This is a genomic window from Mesorhizobium sp. M7A.F.Ca.US.006.04.2.1 (genome assembly GCF_004022915.1).
In the GTDB taxonomy this organism is placed as follows: domain Bacteria; phylum Pseudomonadota; class Alphaproteobacteria; order Rhizobiales; family Rhizobiaceae; genus Mesorhizobium; species Mesorhizobium ciceri.
Window position 1 is genome coordinate 1 of the sequence record NZ_RZQA01001093.1, and the last position, 1,770, is coordinate 1,770.

The following is a 1,770-nucleotide window of genomic DNA, read 5'->3' on the forward strand; positions in this document are numbered from 1 at the left end:
AATAGCGCGAATGAAAACCCCCGCGGGATTGCTCCCGCGGGGTTTTTTCGAGCCACACCCTTCAAACGGAAAAGGGCTCCGCTAGTCCCAGCTGATCTTGCTAAAGATCATGCTGCCAGGCTGACCCTCAAAGAGGGTCGGCCTTAATTGTCGAACCTCAGCGATAGATAACCGGGCAGCCGCGCTCGTTGGCGAACACCACCACGACACGGTCGCCGTCCTGACGGCCCGCCACCTTCACCGTGCGCCGGTTGACGTCGACGATCCGGACCCGGTGGAGGCCCATGCGTTCGGCCTTGTCGAGGGCGCGGTCCGGCGAACAGCCACGGCGCCAGTCGCCGCGGCGTTCATCACGGCGATGGCGATAACCGTCGTCACCGGTATAGACGCCGAAACGCGGGTCGTTGTTGTTGCCGAAGCCGAGATAGAGGCTGTCGGCGTGGGCGGGAACGGCCGCCAGCGTGCCGAGACCGACCAGGGCCGAAAGGGCTGCCGTCTTGATCGTGTTGAACATCGTCTTCTCTCCTTTTTGCGGGCCTTCCCGTCCTCGTGAACCGATGGGGGGAGAATGCGCCTGCCTGTCTGAACTCTTTACGAACCTGCCGTTCATCTCCGGTTCATATGGCGGGAAGAAGGAAGTTCCGGCCATTCGCCACCGTCCCCAGCCTTGGTGAAGGCCGGAATGCCTGACTCGGCGCCCTATTCCGAGCCCGCGGATTGGCCGGAAGTCGTGGAACGTAAGGCTGTTGCTCGCCGCCGCTGGTCCTACGGCTCCTCGTCCAGCACATAGTCAAAATAGTCTTCCGGCTCGGCAAGATCGGTTTCACTCGCCTTGACCCGGCCGCGCATCGAGATGCCGGCTTCATGCACGGTCTCGGCGCTGCCAGACACCAGCCGGTGCCACCAGTAGAGGTCGCGGCCCTCGGCAACCAGCCGATAGGCACAGGTACTGGGCAGCCAACTGATGGTTCGCACATTCTGCGGCGTCAGCCCGACGCAGTCGGGAACGCGCGCCAGCCGGTTGGCGTAGTCCGAACAGCGGCAGGTCTCGGCGTCGAACAGCCGACAGCCGACGCTGGTCCAGTAGATCTCGCCGGTGTCCTCGTCCTCAAGCTTTGACAGGCAGCATTTACCGCAGCCGTCGCACAGCGATTCCCACTCGGCCGGGCTCATCGCCTCCAGCGCCTTGGTTTTCCAGAATGGCGTTTCCATTTCCCGGATGTGGCCCCGGCCGCGGGCAAGGTCAAGCGCGGCAATGGTCGCAATTGCGGCTATCGCCAGGTGAATGACATGAAGTTGCCTTCAAAAGGTCGGTCAATCGCCCCGTACGGCCTCTATCCGTGCCAGACTGGAACCAATCGGCACAAGATCGGTTTCGGCAAGGATGGGACCCCACAAGGAGAATTTCGATGAAACGCCAACCACGGATTCTGGCAGGCACCGCACTTGGCCTGTTGATGGCATCCGCGCCGTTGGGCGCGTTCCCGCTTCAGGGAAGTGTCGCGTCCGGTCTTGCCCAGCGCACGGCGACCCCATTCATCCTGGCGCAAGCAGCATGCGCCGAGGGCGAATCGGCCGAGGCCTGCGCGCAGAAGCAGCAGGCGGAACCCGAACAGAAACACGAGCGCAGGAAGGCCGAGCCTGAACAGCAGGCCGCGCCTGCCCAGAGCGAGCAGCCCGCCGAGGAGCAGCAGCCACGCCGGAAGAAGCGCGACCAGCAGCAGCAGGCCGAGCAGGCGCCGGCCGAACAGGCCGCACCCGCCGAGGAAC

General features: G+C 64.0%; 2 protein-coding genes and 1 pseudogene. 1 reads left to right on the forward strand and 2 read right to left on the reverse strand.

Translation table 11 applies throughout. The features are described from left to right. Positions 1-157 precede the first annotated feature (157 nt). Both EN925_RS34595 and EN925_RS34600 read right to left on the reverse strand, forming a co-directional pair. On the reverse strand, positions 158-514 hold the full coding sequence (locus EN925_RS34595) for a hypothetical protein (RefSeq protein ID WP_013530174.1): 357 nt from the start codon (positions 512-514) through the stop codon (positions 158-160). Between the two features lie 251 nt (positions 515-765). Further along, positions 766-1,212: a YcgN family cysteine cluster protein gene (locus EN925_RS34600; protein ID WP_013530173.1), complete on the reverse strand. Its 447-nt coding sequence runs from the start codon at positions 1,210-1,212 to the stop codon at positions 766-768. Positions 1,213-1,409: 197 nt separating this feature from the next. On the opposite strand from EN925_RS34600, the pseudogene EN925_RS34605 reads away from it, so the two are divergent. After that, positions 1,410-1,770 (forward strand): annotated as a pseudogene (locus EN925_RS34605) (flagellar motor protein MotB); the annotation flags it as partial.

Excerpts from the sequence above, each read along its gene's own strand:
- EN925_RS34595 (WP_013530174.1), bottom strand. The coding sequence starts at position 514 with ATGTTCAACACGATCAAGACGGCAGCCCTTTCGGCCCTGGTCGGTCTC.
- EN925_RS34600 (WP_013530173.1), bottom strand. The coding sequence starts at position 1,212 with ATGGAAACGCCATTCTGGAAAACCAAGGCGCTGGAGGCGATGAGCCCG.